The sequence below is a fragment of the Aphanothece stagnina RSMan2012 genome (assembly GCF_046764815.1).
In the GTDB taxonomy this organism is placed as follows: Bacteria; Cyanobacteriota; Cyanobacteriia; order PCC-6307; family Cyanobiaceae; genus NIES-981.
The window spans coordinates 104,377-124,382 of the sequence record NZ_JBKOUC010000002.1; the positions used below are offsets into that span (position 1 = coordinate 104,377).

Annotated in this window: 19 protein-coding genes; 15 read left to right on the forward strand and 4 right to left on the reverse strand. The window is 70.1% G+C overall.

The features are described from left to right. Nucleotides 1-26 precede the first annotated feature (26 nt). From ACLNEE_RS02165 to ACLNEE_RS02220, 12 genes are all read left to right on the forward strand, one after another. A complete protein-coding gene (locus tag ACLNEE_RS02165) occupies nt 27-1,085 on the forward strand; it encodes a serine hydrolase (RefSeq protein WP_411422215.1) in 1,059 nt (352 codons plus the stop codon). Next, nucleotides 1,082-2,491, forward strand: coding sequence for a DUF3370 domain-containing protein (locus tag ACLNEE_RS02170; RefSeq protein ID WP_411422214.1), 1,410 nt, complete (start codon nt 1,082-1,084; stop codon nt 2,489-2,491). Before ACLNEE_RS02165 ends, ACLNEE_RS02170 begins: the two co-directional genes overlap by 4 nt. Next, nucleotides 2,488-3,576, forward strand: a complete 1,089-nt coding sequence (gene bchI / locus ACLNEE_RS02175; RefSeq protein WP_411422213.1) for a magnesium chelatase ATPase subunit I — start codon at nt 2,488-2,490, stop codon at nt 3,574-3,576. Before ACLNEE_RS02170 ends, bchI begins: the two co-directional genes overlap by 4 nt. A 15-nt stretch (nt 3,577-3,591) precedes the next feature. Next, nucleotides 3,592-4,074, forward strand: a complete 483-nt coding sequence (ruvC, locus tag ACLNEE_RS02180) for a crossover junction endodeoxyribonuclease RuvC (RefSeq protein WP_411422212.1) — start codon at nt 3,592-3,594, stop codon at nt 4,072-4,074. 4 nt (nt 4,075-4,078) lie between these two features. Continuing rightward, on the forward strand, nt 4,079-4,711 hold the full coding sequence (locus ACLNEE_RS02185) for a 5-formyltetrahydrofolate cyclo-ligase (RefSeq protein WP_411422211.1): 633 nt from the start codon (nt 4,079-4,081) through the stop codon (nt 4,709-4,711). Between the two features lie 71 nt (nt 4,712-4,782). Next, nucleotides 4,783-4,980, forward strand: coding sequence for a hypothetical protein (locus ACLNEE_RS02190; RefSeq protein WP_412006730.1), 198 nt, complete (start codon nt 4,783-4,785; stop codon nt 4,978-4,980). 94 nt (nt 4,981-5,074) lie between these two features. Continuing rightward, complete coding sequence (locus tag ACLNEE_RS02195) at nt 5,075-5,563, forward strand: hypothetical protein (RefSeq protein WP_411422209.1); 489 nt, start codon at nt 5,075-5,077, stop codon at nt 5,561-5,563. Further along, entirely contained in the window at nt 5,564-5,998 is a 435-nt protein-coding gene (locus ACLNEE_RS02200; protein ID WP_411422208.1) for a SufE family protein, read from the forward strand. Nucleotides 5,999-6,032: 34 nt separating this feature from the next. Then, a complete protein-coding gene (locus ACLNEE_RS02205) occupies nt 6,033-7,364 on the forward strand; it encodes a homoserine dehydrogenase (RefSeq protein ID WP_411422207.1) in 1,332 nt (443 codons plus the stop codon). Between the two features lie 280 nt (nt 7,365-7,644). Continuing rightward, nucleotides 7,645-7,863: a hypothetical protein gene (locus tag ACLNEE_RS02210; protein WP_411422205.1), complete on the forward strand. Its 219-nt coding sequence runs from the start codon at nt 7,645-7,647 to the stop codon at nt 7,861-7,863. 28 nt (nt 7,864-7,891) lie between these two features. Beyond that, nucleotides 7,892-9,541, forward strand: coding sequence for an ABC transporter substrate-binding protein (locus tag ACLNEE_RS02215; protein WP_411422204.1), 1,650 nt, complete (start codon nt 7,892-7,894; stop codon nt 9,539-9,541). Next, the gene (locus tag ACLNEE_RS02220) at nt 9,538-10,569 is read left to right on the forward strand and encodes an ABC transporter permease (protein ID WP_411422203.1); all 1,032 of its coding nucleotides are present in this window, start codon (nt 9,538-9,540) and stop codon (nt 10,567-10,569) included. The genes ACLNEE_RS02215 and ACLNEE_RS02220 overlap by 4 nt, the downstream gene beginning before the upstream one ends. Before the next feature lie 14 nt (nt 10,570-10,583). Here ACLNEE_RS02220 and ACLNEE_RS02225 read toward each other — a convergent pair whose 3' ends face one another. Next, the gene (locus ACLNEE_RS02225; RefSeq protein WP_411422202.1) at nt 10,584-12,164 is read right to left on the reverse strand and encodes an alpha/beta hydrolase; all 1,581 of its coding nucleotides are present in this window, start codon (nt 12,162-12,164) and stop codon (nt 10,584-10,586) included. A gap of 26 nt (nt 12,165-12,190) precedes the next feature. Between ACLNEE_RS02225 and ACLNEE_RS02230 the strand changes: the two genes are divergently transcribed. Then, complete coding sequence (locus tag ACLNEE_RS02230; protein ID WP_411422201.1) at nt 12,191-13,438, forward strand: MFS transporter; 1,248 nt, start codon at nt 12,191-12,193, stop codon at nt 13,436-13,438. On the opposite strand, the gene ACLNEE_RS02235 is transcribed toward ACLNEE_RS02230, so the two are convergent. Then, nucleotides 13,413-13,598 (reverse strand): hypothetical protein, encoded by a 186-nt coding sequence (locus ACLNEE_RS02235; protein ID WP_412006731.1) that lies wholly within the window; start codon nt 13,596-13,598, stop codon nt 13,413-13,415. The genes ACLNEE_RS02230 and ACLNEE_RS02235 overlap by 26 nt on opposite strands. Nucleotides 13,599-13,870: 272 nt before the next feature. On the opposite strand from ACLNEE_RS02235, the gene ACLNEE_RS02240 reads away from it, so the two are divergent. Next, nucleotides 13,871-16,345 carry a putative bifunctional diguanylate cyclase/phosphodiesterase gene (locus tag ACLNEE_RS02240; RefSeq protein ID WP_411422199.1) on the forward strand — a complete coding sequence of 825 codons (2,475 nt, stop codon included), beginning with the start codon at nt 13,871-13,873 and terminating at the stop codon, nt 16,343-16,345. Between the two features lie 94 nt (nt 16,346-16,439). Here the strand turns inward: ACLNEE_RS02240 and ychF are convergent, their stop codons facing one another. Further along, nucleotides 16,440-17,531 (reverse strand): redox-regulated ATPase YchF, encoded by a 1,092-nt coding sequence (ychF, locus tag ACLNEE_RS02245; RefSeq protein ID WP_411422198.1) that lies wholly within the window; start codon nt 17,529-17,531, stop codon nt 16,440-16,442. 134 nt (nt 17,532-17,665) lie between these two features. On the opposite strand from ychF, the gene ACLNEE_RS02250 reads away from it, so the two are divergent. Next, on the forward strand, nt 17,666-18,787 hold the full coding sequence (locus tag ACLNEE_RS02250; RefSeq protein ID WP_412006732.1) for an efflux RND transporter periplasmic adaptor subunit: 1,122 nt from the start codon (nt 17,666-17,668) through the stop codon (nt 18,785-18,787). Between the two features lie 7 nt (nt 18,788-18,794). Here ACLNEE_RS02250 and wecB read toward each other — a convergent pair whose 3' ends face one another. After that, nucleotides 18,795-19,913 (reverse strand): non-hydrolyzing UDP-N-acetylglucosamine 2-epimerase, encoded by a 1,119-nt coding sequence (wecB, locus tag ACLNEE_RS02255; protein WP_411422195.1) that lies wholly within the window; start codon nt 19,911-19,913, stop codon nt 18,795-18,797. Nucleotides 19,914-20,006 lie beyond the last annotated feature (93 nt).

Below are 20,006 nucleotides of genomic sequence, written 5' to 3' on the forward strand. Positions count from 1 at the left end.
TCGGTGCGCCGACACCCCCACCTGCCTTGACCGCTGGCCGACCACCACAGACTCCCCGGGCCGGCTGGGGCCAGCCGCTGCGGCTCCTGCTCCGCCTCACCGTGATGGGGGTGGGGATGGGGGTCCTGGTGGGCACGGGGCTCAAGCTGCTGGCCCCGCAGCTGGCCAAGAGCACCCTCAATGCCCCCAGGCCGGATGGGGCGGCCTCCCTCCCGGCCAAGACCCTGGATCTGGGTCGATTCGAGCCCCGCAAGGAACTCCCGGCCCTCAGCCAGAGCTGGGCTCGCCTGGCCGCCGCCCAGAAGGACCTCAAGGTCAGCGGCTTCATGCTCGTGCTCGATGACGGGCGCTATGCCCAGCTGCAGCCCGATCTGCCCCTGCCGGCAGCGAGCTCCATCAAGACCCCGATCCTGCTCGCCGGCCTGGAAGACCTCGACTCCGCCAGGCTCCGCTGGAACGAGCCCCTGCCCCTCACCAAGGAGGTGGTGGGCGGCGGCGCCGGCTGGATGGCGAACAAACCGATCGGGACCCGGTTCCCCTTCTTCGAGGCCGCCACCGAGATGATCCGGGTCAGCGACAACAGCGCCACCAACCTGCTGATCAAACGCCTGGGGGGCAAGACCAAGCTCAATGCCCACTTCCAGACCCTGGGACTCCAGGCCACGGTGGTCAACAACTGGCTGCCGGACCTCGAAGGCACCAACACGACCAGCTCCCGGGATCTGGCCCGCTCCATCGCCCTGGTGGACACGGGCGAGAAACTGAGCCCCCGCGCCCGGGACCTGTTCCGGGAAATCATGGGCACCTCCCGCACCAACACCCTGATCCCCCTGGGGATGCTGCAGGGGCTGGGCAAGGACGCGGCCGATCCCGACAGCGAGCTGCTGAGTTACGGGATCACCGTCTACAACAAGACCGGTGACATCGGCATCGCCTATGCCGATGCCGCCCTGATCCAGCTGCCCAACGGCCAGCGGGCCGTGGCGGCCTTCATGGTCAAGGGTCCGTTCAACGACCCCCGCTCCACCGACCTCATCCGCGCCATGGCGGCCGAAGTCGCCAAAACCCTGGTAGGCCGCCCATGACCCCCCGCCTCAAGCCCCTGCTCGCCGCGACGGGATCGCTGCTGCTCCTGGCGCCGGCCTGGGGGCAGCCCGCCCCCTCCTCCCCCGCGCCCGTGCTGCGGTCCCAGACCGTGGCCCCCCTGCCGGGGGGACTCGACCGGCTGCTGGTCGTGAACGACAACAACCCGGAACTGATCACCGGGCCGGGGATCCTGCTCTCCACCTTCCCCGGCCAGGGACGGCCGGTGCCGGCCGCCCACCTGGACGTGCCGCTCAGCGGACGCTTCGACCTGTTCAGCCACCACGTCTACGCCGGCAAGCCGGAGACCCTCGACTCCACCCTCTGGCTGGCGGTGGTGGCGCAGCCGCGGGGGAACCAGCCGGTGACCCTCAAACTGCTCGGCGGGTCCACGGCGCTGTCCCAGTCCCTGGACCCGGCCATGGCCGGCGCACCCTTCCTGCCCCTGCCGCCCCTGCTGGCGGAGACCACCACGCCGGCCTACGCCGGCCCGGGCAGCCGGGTGGCCACCGAACTGCTGGCCAGGACGCCGAGCCGTGAGATCCCCCAGCAGTGGACGCTGCCGGCCGGCAGTGCCACCACCCTGCTGGTGCTGCCCCTGCCGGTGCGCGGTCTCGATCCCCTGCTCAACGGCCGCAACCTGCAACTGCGGCTGGTCAGCAGCGGGCCGGTCAGCCTGGCCACCCTCGCCGCCTTCGGAGCGGACGATGCGCCCCCGCCGCCCGACACCTGGCCCCGCCTGCTGGATGGGGACCTCAGCCCCAAGGAACACCAGCCGACCCCCCGCGGTGCCAGCGGCCGGATCATCTATTCCCGCGTCAGCGGGGTGCAGATCGGCAGCACCTGGAAGGGCACGATCACCGATCCGGGCAAGCCGTGGCTGAGCGCGGGCCGGGCACCGATCTCGTGGCCGATCGCCTCCCTGGAACGGGGCAGCCTCGGCACCGGCCAGGTGCAGACCGCCGAACTCCAGGCCTTCTACCCCGGCACCGCCTGGGCGGCCCACGGCAATTACGGCGTCGAGTACGACCTCACGATCCCGCTGCGGAACGACGGCCCGCAGCCGGTGGCTCTGCAGCTGGCCCTGGAATCCCCGCTCAAGACCGACCAGCAGGCCGGCGGCCTGCGCTTCAACGCCACCCCGGCCCGGGCCGTGATGTTCCGCGGCCCGATCGAGGTGAGCGGCCTGGACGGCCCCGCCGGCCGACCCAGCCGCCGCCGCCGCTTCCATCTGGTGCAGCGGGCCGGGGAGCCCGGTCCGGCCCTCGGCACGGTGACCCTGGCCCCGGGGGCCCAGCGCCAGCTGCGGGTGCGGCTGATCTACCCGGCCGATGCCACGCCACCCCAGGTGCTCAGCCTGTTGCCTGTGAAACAATCCCCACCGACCCCAGCCAGCAGCCAACCGTGACGCAAGCCCGCAAGCGCCGGGTCTTCCCCTTCACCGCCATCGTGGGTCAGGAGGAGATGAAACTGGCCCTGCTGCTGAACGTGATCGACCCCCGCATCGGCGGGGTGATGATCATGGGGGACAGGGGCACGGGCAAGAGCACCACGATCCGGGCCCTGGCCGATCTGCTGCCCGACATCGACGTCGTGGCCGGCGATCCCTACAACAGCTCTCCCGACGATCCCGATCTGCAGAGCGCCGAGGTGCGTCAGCGGCTGGAGCACGGCGAGCAGCTGCCCACCGAGAAGCGCCAGGTGCCGATGGTGGACCTCCCCCTGGGTGCCACCGAGGATCGCCTCTGCGGCACCATCGACATCGAGAAGGCCCTCAGCGAGGGGGTGCGGGCCTTCGAGCCAGGCCTGCTGGCCAAGGCCAATCGGGGCCTGCTCTACGTCGATGAGGTGAACCTGCTCGACGACCACCTAGTGGATGTGCTGCTCGACTCGGCCGCCTCCGGCTGGAACACCGTGGAACGGGAGGGTGTGAGCGTGCGCCACCCGGCGCGCTTCGTGCTGATCGGCTCCGGCAACCCCGAGGAGGGCGAACTCCGTCCCCAGCTGCTGGATCGCTTCGGCATGAGCGTGGAGGTGCGCACCGTGCGCGATCCGGAGCTGCGGGTGCAGGTGGTGGACCAGCGCACCGCCTTCGACAACGACCCCGACGGCTTCAACACCGCCGTGCAGGCGACCCAGGATGGCCTGCAGGCCCGGGTGGTGGAGGCCCAGAACCGCCTCGGCCAGGTGCAGATCGACGATGACCTCCGGCTGCGCATCTCCGCCATCTGCGGCGAGCTCGATGTCGATGGCCTGCGCGGCGACATCGTGACCAACCGGGCCGCCCGGGCCCTGGCGGCCTTCGAGGGACGCACCGAGGTCAGTGAAGACGACGTGGCCCGCGTGGCCGCCTGCTGCCTCCGCCACCGCCTGCGCAAGGACCCCCTCGAGCAGATCGACTCGGGCGACCGCGTCGTGAAGGTGTTCTGCAAGGTGTTCGATCGGGCCGACTCCGGCGACCGGAGCCAGTTCGAACTGGCCCTGGCCGCCTGAGGCCGCGGCGTACCCGTGCGCATCCTGGGCATCGATCCCGGTCTCGCCCGGGTCGGCTACGGGGTGATCGAGGCAGCCCCGCCTGGCCAGGCTGGGCTGCCGAGCCAGCGCCTGCTCGACTGCGGCATCCTCCGCACCGACGCCGGGCGGGGGGAGGGTGAGCGCATGGTGGAGATCGCCAGCGATCTGCGGGTGCTGGTGCGCACCTGGCGCCCCGATCTGGCGGTGGTGGAGAAGTTCTTCTTCTACCGCTCCAGCACCACGATCGCGGTGGTGCAGGCCCGCGGGGTGATCATCATGACCCTGGCCCGGTTCCGGATCCCGATCGTGGAGATCCCCCCCATGCAGATCAAGCAGGCCCTCACCGGCAACGGCCATGCCGACAAGCCCGAGGTGCTGGAGGCGGTGATGCGGGAACTGGAACTCGAAGTGCCCCCGCGCCCGGACGATGCCGCCGACGCCCTGGCAGCCGCCCTCACCGGCTGGTTCCAGCGCTGACGGCATGGGCAGGGAGGGGGGCCTGGACGCAGCCCGGAAGGCGGACCTGCGACGTCACTTCCGGGCCCGGCGCCGCCGGCTGCTCAGCCATGCGGAGGGCGCGGTGATCGCCCAGGTGCAACGGCTGCTGCCCGGCCTGCTGCGGGGTGAGGGTCGGCTGGGCATCTACTGGCCCCTCGAGGGGGAGATCGACCTACGGGAAACCCTGGCCGCGCCCGGCTTCGGGCCGGTCCGCCTCGCCCTGCCGGCCATCGACGATGGCCGGCTCCTGTACCGGCCCTGGCAGCCGGGCGAGCCCCTCGAGCGCGACGCCTGCGGCATCCCGGCGCCGCCCCCAGCCGCCGGCAACCTGGCGGCGAGTGCCCTGCAGCTGCTGCTGGTGCCCGCCCTGGCCATGGATGCGCAGGGTGTGCGGCTGGGCTACGGCGGCGGCTGGTACGACCGCCTGCGCGGCCAGCTCAGCTGGCGTCGGGTCCCCGCCCTGGCCGTGCTGCCGGCCGGCTGTCTCACGCCGCGGCTGCCGCGCGAAGCCTGGGACGTGCCGTTCGATGGCTGGATCAGCGAGCAGGGCCTGGGCCTGGTCGGCGCGGGTTCCTCTGGGGAGGCGGGCCGCGGCGCGCTCCGCGACGAACCTTGACAAACCCTGGTGCCGCCCCTGGCCAGGCCGTGGAATTTGCGAAGATCCCTGGAATGCTCCAGCGCTGGCCTGTGAACCTGTCCGTACCCGGCTCCCTGTCCAGCCCTGTCTCCAGCCCCAGCGCGGCCCCCTGCGCCGCCGATCGCGTGCTGGCGTCGGAACTGGCGGGCCGCGGCGACGTCCATGACGCGCTCTCGATGATGGTGAGCTCGATGGTGCGGATGGTGCAGGCCGGCAAGACGCGCGAAAGTCGCTGGAAGGATTCCTGAATCCGCTCCTCGGCCGCTCCCCGTCCCTAACCTGTCCCTGCAGCTCACCGTGCAGCCCACGGAATCCCAGCAGTCCATGGAATCCCAGCAGCCCATGGCCCGCACACTTGCGGGTGCGCTCACCTGCACCGCCCTGTCGGCGGCCGCCCTGATCCTTGGCGTGATCGGCACGGCTGCGCCGGTCCGCGCCCACGCCATCGAGAGCAGCCTCGATCGGGTCACCGCCCTCAACGATGAGCTCCTGCTCGAGAGCCGCTTCGGGAGTGGGGAACCCGCGGACGATGCCGTGGTGCGCCTGGTGCCTCCGGGGGGCGAGCCGATTGAGGTGGGGCGCACCGATGCCACGGGCAGGCTGCGCTTCCGCCTGCCGGCCGATGCCGGCTCCGCCTGGGAGGTGCAGGTTGACCGCGGTCCCGGCCACCGCGACTATCTGGAGCTCCCGGGCACCGAGCCCACGGCGAGCAGCCCGGTGCTCAGCCGGGCGGTGCAGGGCTCCCTCAGCAACCCAGCCGGCGTGACCGGCTGGCTGCTCGGCCTGAGCGGCACAGCCGCCGGCATGCTGGCGCTGCGACGTCGCCGCTAGATGGCCGATTCCACGCCTGGGCCCACCGGCAGTCCGGCCCTGGATCGCATCGTCGCCAGGCTGGCCAGCACCACGGACCCGAGGCGGCGCTACGAATACGTGCTCTGGCTGGCCAAGAAGCTCGAGCCTCTCCCGGAGGAGTTCCGCAACGACGCCTTCAAGGTGAAGGGCTGCGTCTCCCAGGTCTACGTCGTGGGCCAGCTCCGGGAGGGCAAGCTGCACTGGCTGGGGGACTCCGATGCCGCCATCACCAAGGGCCTGCTGGCCCTGCTGATCGAGGGGCTGGAAGGGCTCTCCCCCGAACAGGCCGCCACCATCGACCCCGGCTTCATCGCCGCGACCGGCCTGCAGGCCAGTCTCACCCCTTCGCGGGCCAACGGTTTCCTCAACATCCTGCGGCTGATGCAGGCCCAGGCGAAGGCCCTGGCCGCCTGATTTCTAGGATCCCCGCAGTGCGGGAATCCAGAGCATGACCATCGGCATCGGCTTGCTCGGGATGGGCACGGTGGGAGCCGGTGTGGCCGGCATCCTGACCACCCCCGCCGGGCGCCATCCGCTGGTGGCGGCCCTGCAGCTGCGACGCGTGGCCGTGCGGGACCTGACCCGCCCCCGGGCCGTCCCCCTGCCGGTGGAGATCCTCACCAGCGACCCGAATGCCGTGGTGGACGACCCGGACATCGACATCGTGGTGGAGGTGATGGGGGGCCTCGAACCCGCCCGCTCCCTGATCCTGCGGGCGATCGCCGCCGGCAAATCGGTGGTCACCGCGAACAAGGCGGTGATCGCCCGCTACGGCGAAGAGATCGGGGCGGCGGCGGCGGCCCGCGGCGTGTACGTGCTGATCGAGGCGGCCGTGGGCGGGGGGATCCCGATCATCGAACCCCTCAAGCAGTCGCTCGGCGGCAACCGCATCCAGCGGGTGAGCGGCATCATCAACGGCACCACCAACTACATCCTCAGCCGCATGGCGGCGGAAGGGGCCGACTACGCCGAGGTGCTGGCCGAGGCCCAGAAGCTCGGCTACGCCGAGGCCGATCCGGCGGCCGACGTGGAAGGTGGCGATGCCGCAGACAAGATCGCCATCCTGGCCGGGCTGGCCTACGGCGGCCCGGTGCCGCGGGAGGCCATTCCCACCGAGGGCATCGATCGGCTGGACGCCCGCGATGTGAGCTATGCGGCCCAGCTGGGCTTCGTGGTGAAGTTGCTGGCCGTCGCCCAGCTGGTGGACGCCCCGGCCGTCCCGGCGAAGCAGCCGCCCAGCGGCCTCCAGCTGCTGGATGTGCGGGTCCATCCCACCCTGCTGCCCAGGAGCCATCCACTGGCCGGCGTCAACGGGGTCAACAACGCCATCCTGGTGGAGGCGGACCCGGTGGGTGAGGTGATGTTCTTCGGACCCGGCGCCGGCGCCGGTCCCACCGCCTCGGCGGTGGTGGCCGACATCCTCAACATCGCCGGCATCCGACAGGCGACCGGGGGCCACCCCGGCGGCGGCGTCGATCCGCTGCTGGCCGCCGGCAGCTGGCGCCAGTGCGCCCTGGTGGATGGGGCCTGCACCACCCATCGCAACTACGTGCGCCTGCGCACCACCGATCAGGCCGGAGTGATCGGCAAGATCGGCACCTGCTTCGGTCAGGCGGGGGTCTCGATCCAGTCGATCGTGCAGTTCGAGGCGGACAGCGAAGCCGCCGAGATCGTGGTGATCACCCACGAAGTCCTCGAGGCCGACTTCCGCCGGGCCCTGAACGCCATCGCCGTCCTGCCGGAGGTGGCGTCGGTGGCGGCCTGCCTGCGTACGCTGTGATCGACGGGCCGATCCCGCCGCCGGGCTGATCGCGGTGATCAGCTCTGCCAATCACGCACCCCTGGCGCCGGGGCGGCTCCAGGGGGCAAAGTGGAGGAAGATCCGGAGATATCCTTAAGAAACCGCGTTTATCGCCGTCTTCGCATCCGGACCGCGTTCTGTAACGCAGCAAACATTTTTACCGCTGATCGGGCCGCACCATTCCGGCAGATCCTTCCCCATCAGCTCCACGCCCTTCTCCTCAACGTCAGCGACGCCGCCCCCTCCGCCAAACCGCACCATGACGGTCATCACCTGCAGCAGCACCAGCCCCACCAGCACCCCCAACCAGGGGGAGTGCGTTCACCTGGACTCGGATGAGCAGCTCTACCAGGTGATCGGCGTGGATGATCGCCACGACCGCTGCTGGCTGCGGCGCTGGCCCCTCGCCCGCCAGGGCTCCGAGGTCTTTGAAATTTCCCTGCAGCAGATCCGGCCCGCCAGACCCCACCGCTCTTGAATGGTCGCCGTCCGCTGAGCGACATCCCTTGCGCCGGGTTCTGCGCCTGACTCCTCCCCGGCGAGCCCCGGGTCGCCGCGCCCGGCTCCTGGCCGAAGCCACCAGGCTGGCCCTGGCGACCGGGCTGGTCCTGGCCACCGGGCTGGTCCTGACGGGATGCCTTCCCCGTCCGACGGCCGGCAACCGGCTGGTCGTCGCCAGCCGGAACCGCATCGACAGCGTCGATCCGGCCGGGGCCTACACCTTCGGGGCCATGCAGGTGCTCAGCGCCATCGGGGATCCCCTCTACGCCATCGCGCCCGACGGCAGCATCGAACCCCGGCTGGCAGTCGGCCTGCCCGAACTCAGTGGCGACGGCCTGACAGCCCGGGTGGAGCTGCGGCGGGGCGTGCGTTTTCACGACGGCACGCCCTTTGATGCGGCGGCCATGGTGTTCACGCTGGAGCGCTTCCTCGCCATCGGCAAGCTCAGCTACCTCCTGGGCGATCGGGTCAGCGGCGTGCGGGCCGTGGGCCCCCACACCCTCGAACTCCAGCTCAAGCGCCCCTTCGGTGCCCTGGCCGAGCTGCTCAGTGCCGTGAACCTCACGCCGCTCTCCCCCACCGCCTACCGCGACCATGGCCGCCGCCTGCTGAACGAGCGCTTCGTGGGCACCGGCCCCTACCGGCTCACCTTTTTCAGCGACCAGCAGCAACGGCTCGAGCCCTTCGCGGACTACTGGGGGCCGAAGCCCGCCAACGCCGGCATCGACCTGGTCTCGCTGAGCAACTCCACGGCCCTGTTCGGAGCCCTCACCAGTGGTGAGGTGGACGTGCTGCTCTCCACCAGCCTGGAGATCGACCAGCAGGCCGACCTGCGACGCCGCGCCCGCCAGGGACTGCTGCGGGAGGGCAGTGGGCCCGCCCTGGAGATCAGCTACCTCACCCTGCTGACCGACCAGCCGCCCCTCGACGACCCGAAGCTGCGCCAGGCCGTGGCCTACAGCCTCGATCGCCGCACCATCAGTGAACGGGTGACCCTGGGTCTGCGCCCCCCCCTGCGGGACCTGGTGCCTCCCAGCCTGCCGGGGGCCGAACCCACCGCCTGGGTCAGCTACGACCCCGAGCGGGCCCGGAGCCTCTACCGGGAGGCCGGCTACTGCCAGGGCAAGACATTGGCACTGCCGCTCACCTTCCGCTCGAACATCCCCAGCGATCGCCTCTTCGCCCTCACCTGGCAGGCCCAGCTGCGGGAAGATCTCGGCGACTGCGTGGAGCTCGAGGTGAGCGGGATGGAGTCCACCACCGCCTACCGCCAGCTCGGCGAGGGGGCCTTCACCCTGATCCTGCTCGACTGGATGGGGGACTTCCCCGACGCCGACAGTTACCTCGTGCCCCTGCTCGCCTGCGACAGGGAGGAGGGCGACCGCTGCCTGGAAGGGGCCAGCGCCGCCAGCGGCAGCTTCTGGGCCAGCCCCGGTCTGCAGGCAGAGCTGCAGCGCGGTGCCGCCAGCCGGGGGGAGGAGCGGCGGGCCGTGCTGCAGCGGATCCAACGTCTCACCGCCGCCGCCAACCCCTACGTGCCGGTGTGGCTGGTGGCGCCCCGCGCCTGGTCGCAGCGCCAGGTGAGCCAGCCCCGCTTTGACGGCTCCGGGCGCGCGGTGCTGCAGGAGCTGCGGCGGGAGCCGACACGGCCATGAGCCGGCGCAACGCCCTGCTCCAGTACCTGGCCGCCCGCCTGGCGCTGGCCCCGGTGATGCTCTGGCTGATCGCCACCCTGGTGTTCCTGCTGCTGCGCCTGGCCCCTGGGGATCCGATCGACGCCCTGCTCGGCACCCGGGCTCCCGAGGCCGCCCGCGCGGCCCTGCGCAGCCGCCTCGGCCTGGACCAGCCCCTCTGGCACCAGTACGGCCAGTTCCTGATCGACCTGCTGCGCGGCGATCTGGGAACCTCCCTCACCAACCAGGAACCGGTCACCGGAATCATCCGCCAGACCCTGCCCGCCAGCCTCGAGCTCGGCAGCGTCGCCCTGCTGCTGGCCGCCGTCGTGGGTCTGGCCGTGGGCTTCTCGGGCATCGCCCGCCCGGAGGGGAAGCTGGATCTGGCGGGACGCCTCTACGGCATCGGCACCTACGCCCTGCCCCCCTTCTGGGCCGCGATGGTGGTGCAGCTGATCTTCGCGGTCTGGCTCGGCTGGCTGCCCGTTGGCGGGCGGTTCCCCCCCACCCTCCTGCCCCCGGAGGGCAGCGGGTTCTATCTGCTCGACAGTCTGCGCAGCGGCCTGGCCACCGGGCAGTGGAAGCTCCTGGCCGGCACCCTGCGCCATCTCGTGCTGCCGGCCGGGACCCTGGGTCTGCTGCTCAGCGGCATCTTCGCCAACGCCCTGCGGCTGAACCTACGCCGCGCCCTGAGCAGCGACTACGTGGAGGCGGCCCGCAGCCGCGGCCTGGGCGAAGCCCGGGTGGTGCTGCGCCACGCCCTGCCCAACGCCCTGCTGCCGGTGCTCACCATCACGGGGATCACCGTGGCCTCCCTGATCGGCGGTGCCCTGCTGATCGAGGTCACCTACTCCTGGCCGGGCATCGCCTTCCGGCTGCAGGAGGCCATCAGCCAGCGGGACTACCCGCTCGTGCAGGGGATCGTGGTGGTGGTGGCCGCCCTGGTGGTGCTGGTCACGGTGACCGTGGACCTGCTGGTGGCCCTGCTCGATCCCCGCATCCGCTTCTGAGGCCCCGACCGGGCTCAGGGGAGCGTGGAGAACCACCGCTGGGCCTGGGTCCGGTCCAGCACGTAGGCGGTGACACCGTTGTGGACCCGGCGCTGCGGCGAGAGCAGGGTCGGATGCTGCCAACCCTCCAGGAACTCGATGGTGACGGTGAGCAGCAGTTCCTGGACCCGCTGCGGTTCGACCCCCACCAGCTGGTCCCCGAGGTGGAACAGCGCATCCCCGTCACCATCGATCCGCACGGGGGAGAAGTGGCTCCCCCCCTCCACCAGCACCAGGCGGCTGCGCGGATGGCGATTGCCGACGAACAGGGCCAGCTGCTCGGTGACCGGGGGGGTGACGAGATCCAGACTGCCGCCCACCAGCAGCACCGGCAGTTCGAGGTCGGCCAGACCGCGACTGGGCCACAGCAGGCTGCCGAAACCGTTGAAGCTGATCACCCCCCGCAGGGGGATGGCATCCGGGAGCGCGGAGCCGCTCACCGGGAAGGTCGCCCGGGCACCGTCGCCCATCACGTCCGGCAGCTGGCACTGCAGCAGGCGGGAGAGGTTGGTCAGCGGCAGGGACGAGAGGGCCTGGTCGCAGCGCTCGGAAAGCCCCCGCTCCGGAACCATGCCCGCGGCCATGAGCGCGGCCAGGCCGCCGAGGGAGTGGCCGATCAGCACCATCCCCTGCTCCCCGGCCGGCTCGGGGCCCAGGGGCGGGAGCTGCCCATCCCGCCGTGCCGCCAGCACGGCCTGCAGATCCGCCAGCCGGGCGGGCAGGGATTCGGCACCGGGGGGCGGACCCTCCCCTGCCAGGGAGGCCTTGACGGCCCGTTCATCGCTGCCGGGGTGCTCGATCACCACCACGGGCCAGCCGCGCTCGGCCAGGGCCGCACCCAACCAGCTGAGCTGGGTGGTGCTGCCGCCGAGGCCCGGCATCAGCAGCAGCCAGGGCCCCGCCTTGGCACGGCGGGCCGGCCAGATCTCCAGGGGGAGGGGGGAGGGGCGATGGGCCACCGCCAGCTGGACCCGCAGGGGGACCCCCACCCGCTGGCGGCCCAGCACAAGCGTGCGGGATTGGCGGCGTGGCAACGGCAGACGCCGCAGCTGGGCGATGGCCTCGTCCTGGAGCTTCAGTTGCTGGCGCCACTGGCCGGCCAGATCCAGCAGACCATCGATCCGCAGGTTGAGGCGCCTGGGCGGGAGGGCCTGCAGCAGATCGAGGGTGGTGATGGTGTCCTGGCGTTCCAGCAGCTGCCGCAGGGTGGCCATCAGCAGCACGGCCGTGTTGTCCCCCTCCGGTGTGGTGAGCAGGCCGCCCACCTCCCGCAGCATCTGCTCCCCGGTCCAGCTGTTGAGCAGCTGCACGCCGAAGCTCCGATCCCGCAGCAGCGGGGCCCGCAGCAGGCGGACCAATCCGACCCGCGCCTGGGGCTCCAGCAGGTTGAGCCAGAGGGCGAGGGGGGTGGAGCCCCGGCTTGCCGCGCCGGTCCAGGCTTCCAGTTCGTCGAGGTCGAGGGGGAGTTCCAGCCCGTCGAGCCCCACGACCAGCTCCTGGGCCGCCCGTCCGGGCGACGGCAACAGCGGGGGGAGCAGCACCAGCAGACTGGCCACGACCCCGAAAAGGCGGCAAGCGCGTTGTGGCAACAGCCGATCCGGCGAGGAGGGAGAAGCCCGGACTGGCGGGCTGGTGGTTCCAGTTTCCCGCGCCGCTGCGCGAAGTGGCCCTCGTGCGGCTGGTGGGCTCGATCGGAGCCGGTGGAGTCCTCTACCTGACGCCGATGGTCTTTCACCAGGAAGCCTTCAGCGCGGCGAGCGTGACCCAGGGGCTCGCCCTGGCGGCCCTGGCCGGCACCGTGGGACGGTTCCTGAGCGGCTGGCTGCTGGATCGGGGGCTCAACTGCTCGGTGCCGGTGCTGCTGGCGGCGCTCGCCGCCCTCGTCGCCGACAGCCACCTGTTCGCCGCCCGGACGTTCGGCAGCTACCTGCAGGGGCAGCTGCTGCTCGGGATCGCCATGGGGCTGTACTGGCCGGCGATCGAGCTGGCCGTACCCCTGAGCTGCCGCCAGGGGCCAGCGCCGATTCCCTCAGCCCGGGGGTATGCCCTGGTGCGCAGCGCCGATGCGGCGGGAATCGCGGCCGGGGCGCTGCTGGGCGCCCTGCTGGCCGCCGCGGATCGCCTCCGGGGCATCTACCTGGTCGACATGCTGTGCCTGAGCGCCATGGTGCTGCTGCTGCTGCTCCGCCCGCTTCCTGCGCCATTGCGGGCGGAAGGGAGGACAGCCTCGGTGGCCTGGGGCACCTGGCTGCCCCCCCTGCTGCCGGTGCTGGCCGTTGCCCTGCTGGCCACCGCCCTGCCGGCGCTGATGCAGAGCGCGCTCCCCCTGGACCTCGTGCGGGGAGGAATGGAGCGCCAGGCCCTGCCGGAAAGTGTGGGGGCCCTGCTGATCGGCCTGCAGCTGGGGCTGCTGGTGGTGATCCAGTGGCCGGTCGGCCAGGCCCTGGCCAGGCGTCCGGTGGGGCTGGGGTTGGGGATCAGCCTGGGTTGCTTCGCGATCGGCACCGCCCTGCTCGGTCTCTCCGCCCTGAGCCCCCATGGGCTGGGCCTGGTGGTGCTCGCCCAGTTCCCCCTGGCCCTGGGCGAGGCCGCCTTCCTGCCGATCGCCACCGAAGCCGTGATCGAACTCACGCCCCTGGACCATCAGGGGTTGGCCATGGCCCTGTTCTCCCAGTGTTTTGCCATCAGTGCCTTCAGCGCACCGCTGCTGGCCGGCCTGGCCCTCGATCGTTACGGCCATGGGCTGGGGATCTGGTTGACGATGACCGCCCTCTGCCTGGGGGGTCAGCTCCTGGTCAGGCAGATCAGGCCGAGGCCGGAGGCTGCTTGAGGGCCCAGGCCTCGTGGGGCAGAGGCTCGGTGCCGTATTCCCAGTCGTCGTAGTCCGGGTCGTTGCGGATCTTCTGGTGCAGCTCCTTCTGGACGTCGAAGTTGTGAGGGTGATCGGCTGACGGACCGGGGGCCGCAGAGGCGTCGGGGTGCTGGCTCATGGTGTCCACCGCATCTGGAGGCATTCTCGCCGATCTGGTTCACCGATCGGGTCATGCCCGCCGCGGTGCAGCCGACCGACCGTGTGTGATCCCTGGCAGCACGCCCCTCCTGCCCCAGCCGCTCTGGCACCGGCGGGACGGGCGGGGCACACTGAGCCGACAGCCTTCACAAACCGAAGCCTTCCGATCCCAGGCGCGATGCCAGAGCCCGACGCCCTGCAGAGCTCCATCCCCATGGCCTTGAGGGCTCCTGCATCGGTGGGGCAGGCCGGATGAGAACCCCCGGCCTGCTGCGGTCCTGGATCAAGGAGGAACGACGAAGATCCAGGACCGCCCAGCGCCGGAAGATTCCCAGTGGCGTGCTGATGCTGGGCATCACCCTGGCGACCGTGGCAGGGCTCCGCTTCCTCCAGGAACGTCACCGCCACAGCGAGGAAGACGAGGCGATCCTCTCCCTCGTCGATCTCTCGCTCCACTCGCTGCGGACCTCGGCGGCAACGTTGACGGGCTGGAAACCCCTCGGAGCGGCGCTGAGCGGTGGGGGAACCGAGAGCGTGGTCGAGCAACTGCGCACATCCGGTGGGATGCATCCCCGCGATGAGCTGCTCCTGTTCTCCCCTTCCCAGGAGCTGCGGCTGGCGGTACGGCCGGGGGACACCGCCCCCGCCCCCCGACCGGAGAGCCTGCGCTGCGTTCAGGAGCGACTCAAAGCCAGCCGGAACCCTGGGGTCGTCCCGATCGCCTGTGCCGTCGGCGACCGGCGGATCCAGCTGGGGGTGCTGGCCCCCGTCAGCCCCAACCGGTCCGCTGGTGATGGCCCCGGCACCCTGGCGATCCTGCGCCCCATCCATGGGGGGGCACGCAGCGGCGATGGGGAGAGCGGCCTGCGTCAGGCCCTGGCCAGCCGACTGCGCTGGCAGGCAACGCCCCAGCCCGGAGCGATCACCCTGCCCCTCCTGGAGGCGGCACGGACCGTGGCACCGACCATCTCCGCTCCAGATGGCAGGGTCCTGGCCCTGGTGGAGCCCCCTCTGCCCAGGCTCGATCAGCGCTCACTGCTGCCGGATCTCGCCATCGGCAGCCTGATCCTGGCGGCCATCCTCGGCGCGCGGGCCATTCCCATGCTGGAACATCGGCGCCGCCGCTTGCTCCATTACCGGGCCGAGCGCATGGCCAGCCACCGGATCCGCCGCACCAGCCGCAAGCTGGACCTCCTGCTCGAGAAGCTCGGCCACTCCGACAACCCGTCCCGAAGCCAGCCGGTCGAAGACGAGGTGATGGCCAGGCTGTTCGGCAGCTCGGGGGTATCGATCGAAGGCCCACCGCCGCGGAGCCGCCACCTCTCCGCCCAGGTGGAGCACAAGATGACCCAGGTCGCCGCCCGCTACGAGCGTTTCCTGAGCACGGCCCGGGCCCTGGCGTTGTTCGACTCGCTGACCGACCTGCCGAACAGACGCTACTTCTTTGAACGGCTGGAGATCGAATCCCAACAATCCCGACGCAGGAACACGTCGTTCGTGATCATGTTCATTGACGTGGACAAATTCAAGATGATCAACGATACCTACGGCCACCATGTAGGCGACGCAGCCCTGATGGCCGTGGCGGATCGCATGCGCGAGATCTCCCGAAAGGAAGACTTCATTGCCCGCTATGGCGGCGATGAATTCGCGATGATCATGGACCTCTCCGCCATCGAAGACAAAAGCGAGGCAAATCTCAAAGCCCAGGCCTACCAGTTCGCGAGTCGGCTCACGGAGACCCTCAACGAGCCCATGAACATCGCCGGAATGATGCTGCCGATCAGCCTCAGCATCGGCATCACCCTGGTGGACAGCCAGGAAGCAGACCCCGCCGCGGCCATTCAGCGCTCGGACGCTGCAATGTATCAGGCCAAGAAACAGATTGAAAGCCGGATCTCAGTCTTCGATATATCAACGAACCCACATGAACTTGACAGCTACAAGCTATTCGCAGATCTCCAGACTGCCCTCAGCAGGCATGATCTTCGCATTCTCTACCAGCCCATCGTTGAAGTCGGCAAGGGCCTCCATGCCGTGGAAGCCCTCGTCCGCTGGACCCATCCCGAACTCGGCGAGATTCCCCCGGATGTATTGCTCGACATTGCCGACCGTTACAGGTTGACCCTCCCCCTGGGCCTCGAGTTGATCGTGCTCGCCGCCCGGGGCTATGCCTCGATTCGGGCCAGCCTGGGTGGGGAGCCCCGCCTGGCTCTGAACATCAGCGGCAGGCTTCTGAGCCACCCCGACATGGGACAAACGATTCTGAATCTGCTGAACTCCCAGCTGGTTCAACCCGAGCGAGTCACCCTGGAAATCACCGAACAGTCCGTGATGGAAATGGGTCACACAACCGAACAGAACCTTGAGTTTCTTCGGGCCTCAGGCATGCAACTCTCCCTTGATGATTTCGGCACCGGCCACTCCTCTCTCATGCGCCTGATCACCCTGCAACCCAGCGAACTGAAGATTGACAAAGCCTTCGTGGGCTCGCTTCAGACGGACCCCAACGCCATGCGGGTTGTCACGCTGGTGGCCGGCCTCGCCCGGCGCATGAACCTGGGAGTCGTGGCGGAGGGTGTGGAAACCCGGGAGATCTCCCAGCTGCTCCTGGGCCTCGGCATCACCAATCAGCAGGGCTATTACTTTTCCAAAGCCCGCACCTCTGGCGACCTGATCGCGGGAGGCCAGCGGGCCTTCCAGCGCCTGATCCGGCCAGAGGGCTGACCCGGCCAGACAGCTGATCCGACCCTCGACAGCTGGTGGACCGGACGGTGAACGACGACACCCAGGCCGTGAACGACTACACCGACTACACCGACTACACGTTGAACAGAAACTCCATCACATCGCCCTCCGCCACCACATACTCCTTGCCCTCGCTGCGCAGCCAGCCCCTGTTGCGGGCCTCCACCAGAGATCCTGCCTCCAGCAACTGGGCGTAGGCGATGGTCTGGGCGCGGATGAAGCCCCGTTCGAAGTCGGTGTGGATCACCCCGGCGGCCTGGGGCGCGGTCATGCCGGACCGGATGGTCCAGGCGCGCGTCTCCTTCTCGCCGGTGGTGAAGTAGGTGCGCAGACCCAGCAGGGAGTAGGTGGCGCGGATCAGGCTCTGCAGCCCCCCCTCGCTGACCCCCAGTCCCTCCAGGAATTCAGCCCGATCCTCCTCCGGAAGTTCGATCAGCTCGGCCTCGACCTGGGCTGAGATCCGCACCGTCTCCGCCCCCTCCCGGGTCGCCAGGGCCTGCACGGCCGCCACGAAGGCATTGCCGCTGGCCAGGTCGTCCTCACTGACGTTGGTGGCGTAGATGATCGGTTTGGCCGTGAGCAGCCCCAGGGGTTTGACCAGAACGGCCTCCTCCTCAGACAGGGCCACGGTGCGGGCGGCACCGCCGGCTTCGAGCACCGCCTCAATCCGCTCCAGCACGGCATCCTCCAGCTGGGCCTCCTTGCTGGTGCGCACCTGCTTCTTGAGGCGCTCACGCCGCTTCTCCACCTGGGCCAGATCCGCCAGGGCCAGTTCGAGGTTGATCACCTCGGCATCCCGCACCGGATCCACGCTTCCGGCCACGTGGATCACGTCGTCGTCATCGAAGCAGCGCACGACGTGCACGATCGCGTCCACTTCCCGGATGTTCGCCAGGAACTTGTTGCCCAGTCCCTCCCCCTGACTGGCCCCCTTCACCAGCCCGGCAATGTCCACGAACTCGACCCGGGTCGGGATGATCTCCTTGCTGCGGCTCAGGGCGGCCAGCTGCTCCAGACGGGGATCGGGCACGGACACCACGCCCGAATTCGGCTCGATCGTGCAGAAGGGATAGTTGGCGGCCTCCGCCTGGGCATTGGCCACCAGGGCGTTGAACAGGGTCGACTTGCCCACGTTGGGCAGTCCGACGATTCCGGCTTTGAGCATCGGAGGAATCTACGGGCCGCAGCCCACGGCCCCCAGCGGCGAAACTGGGTGCAGCACAGGCCAGGCCGATTCCTACTCTCACCCCTCACCGGCCGACCCCACCGGCGGCGGCGGCCACGCCATCGCCAGCCGTGGTGGCGGCAACGACCCCACGGCCGCTCTGGCGTGGCAGGCGTCGCCTCTGGGCGGGCGCCGCCGCCGCCCTGCTGCTGGTCGCTGGGTTGCTGCTCTGGCAACGGCAGCGGTCGACCACCAGCGCCAACCTGCAGCCCTACACGGTGCTGGCGAAATCCGGAGAACTCCCCGGGGTGGTGAGCGCCTCGGGGGAACTGGAGGCCGAGCAGCGCGTCAATGTCAGCCCCAAGCGCCAGGGGATTCTGGAGGAGCTCTTCGTCGAGGAAGGCGATCAGGTGCAGACCGGTCAGGCCCTCGCCCGCATGGACAGTGGCGATCTGGCTGACCGCATCGACGAACTCAGGGCCCAGCTGCGCTCGGCCGAAGCGGAGCTGGTGCGCAGCCGCAGTGAGCTGGAGCGCAATGAGGGTCTGTACCGCCAGAACGCCATCAGCCTGAGCGACTACAACGCCGTGCGCAGCACCTTCCTGGTCGATCAGGCCGCCGTGGAGGCCGCCCGCCAGCGCCTGGCAGCCCGCCGGGTGGAGCAGGCTGAGCTGATCGTGCGCGCCCCCTTCGCCGGGGTGATCAGCCAGCGCTATGCCGATCCGGGCTCCTTCGTGACCCCCACCACCACCGCGTCCGCCACCGCAGGGGCGACCAGCTCCTCGATCGTGGAGCTGGCCCAGGGCCTTGAAGTGGTGGCCAAGGTGCCGGAGAACGACATCGGTCGGATCCGGCTCGGCCAGCCCGCCACCGTCCGCGTGGACGCTTTCCCCGACCGACGCTTCGCGGCCCGGGTGAAGCGGATCACGCCCCGGGCCGTGAAGCTGAACAACGTCACCTCCTTCGATGTGGTTCTGGAATTCCTCGAGCGCCAGCCGGATCTGCGCATCGGCATGACCGCCGACGTGGGGTTCCAGACCGGTCAGGTCCGCGCCGAGACCCTGGTGCCCACCGTCGCCATCGTCACCGAGGACGGCCGACCGGGCGTGCTGCTGGTGGGCAAGGACCGCCAGCCCACCTTCCAGCCCGTGGAACTGGGCATCAGCAGCGGCAAGGACACCCAGATCATCTCCGGTCTCGAGCCGGGCAGCCGGGTGTTCATCGACCTGCCGCCCTGGTCGAAGAAGAAGCGCTGAGCCGGGATCAGGCGCGCTGGGACCTGAGGAATTCCCGGGCCGCCTGCACGATCCGCCCGCTGGCCTGTCCATCGCCGAAGGGATTGTGGGCCCGCGCCATCGCCTCGTAGGCGGACGCATCGGTGAGCAGGGTGGACGCCTCGGCCACGATCTCGGCGGTGTCGGTGCCGATCAGCCTGGCCGTTCCCGCCTCCACCGCCTCGGGTCGTTCAGTGGTGCGGCGGAGCACCAGCACGGGCTTGCCGAGGGCCGGGGCTTCCTCCTGGAGCCCGCCGGAATCGGTGAGCACCAGGGTGCAGCCCCCCATGGCCGCCACCAGCTGGTCGTAGTCGAGGGGCTCGGTGAGGAAGGCACGCGGATGGGCGCCGAGCAGGGCCTGCAACGGCTCCCGCACGGTGGGATTGCGGTGCAGGGGAAGCACCAGGGCCGTATCCGGAAAGCGCTCCAGCAGCTCGAGAAAGGCACGGCCGATGGCGGTGAGGCGATCCCCCCAGTTCTCGCGGCGGTGCACGGTGGCGAGGATCACCCGTTGCCGCTGCCAGTCGAGGCCGGGCATGGCCAAGGTGGGAGCCTGCTTCGCCATCTGCAGCAGGGCATCGATCACCGTGTTGCCCGTGGTGAGGATCCGCCCCATCACCCCGGAGGCGCGGCAGTTCGCCGCCGACTGCTCGGTGGGAGCGAAGTGCAGCAGCGCCAGCTGGGAGATCAGGCGGCGGTTCGCCTCTTCCGGAAACGGGTCGAAGAGGTTGTCGGTGCGCAGGCCCGCCTCCACGTGCCCCACGGGGATCTGCTCATAGAAGGCGGCCAGGGCCGAGGCGAAGGCCGTGGTCGTGTCGCCCTGAACCAGGACGAGATCGGGACGGTGGCGCGCGAACTCCTCCTTCAGGCCCTGGAGCGCCGCACAGGTGATGTGGGTGAGGGTCTGTTGCGGGGCCATCAGGGCCAGGTCGTGGTCGGCCGTCAGGCCGAAGAGTTCCATCACCTGGGTGACCATCTCCCGGTGCTGGCCGGTGAGCACCACACGCGTGCTGAAGTCCTCCGCCTGCTGGAAGGCCAGGATCACCGGTGCGAGCTTGATCGCTTCCGGCCTGGTGCCCAGCACGATGCTGATGAGGGGCTTGGTCAACACGACCCTGCGAACCGGCGGATCCTAGGAAGCGCACCGGGAGCTGACAGATGGGGCCAGAGCCGCGAAACTTGTGCCGAATTGGGTGCAGTG